1 protein-coding gene is annotated in these 581 nt (G+C 43.5%); it reads left to right on the forward strand.

What is annotated here, in order from left to right; genetic code table 11:
• Nucleotides 1-119: 119 nt before the first annotated feature.
• On the forward strand, nt 120-581 hold a 462-nt coding region (locus J1785_RS00395; RefSeq protein WP_420803817.1), incomplete at its 3' end, for a T6SS immunity protein Tli3 family protein.

Genomic DNA, 581 nt, shown 5'->3' on the forward strand with positions numbered 1-581 from the left:
ATAAGAGATAATACTCCCCAAGATACAATTCCAAAATTGATGCCATTCCCTCACAGCACAACTCAATTTACCTGCAATGCCGCAATGGTCCCTTCTCAGCTAACAAATCAAGGATGACCATGGAAAAGCTAAATTTACTCGCAGGTGCATTAGTATTCTCGCTGACCAGCCTGAATGGCTGTGCGGTGACACCGCCTCCGGTGCAAACATCCACGCAGCCAGGAAAGGTGGCTGTACAACCCATCCATAACCCACCACAGGTGATTTATCGTATCGATAAAAATCGCTATCTCACGCTGGAGGATTATTCGAATTGTGATGATGGTTCAATTTATTATCACAATGATAACAAGAAGATAAAAACGAAGCTCTGGTTCCTTTCCAGGGGAACAATGAACTATAAGGGCAAGTTTATCTGGGCAGCGAAAAACGACGACATGCTGGCGATTCCATTGGTGAGTGGTGATAACGATGCTTGTGGAGACTCTCTAAGAGGTTGTGCTTACAGTATCTTGTCAGCCAGTAATGATGGCGGAAAAAATTTTAGTGATATTAAGTTTGGGGCAATTAATAGCTCAAGC

This window comes from Rahnella perminowiae (assembly GCF_019049755.1).
Taxonomy (GTDB): Bacteria; Pseudomonadota; Gammaproteobacteria; order Enterobacterales; family Enterobacteriaceae; genus Rahnella; species Rahnella perminowiae.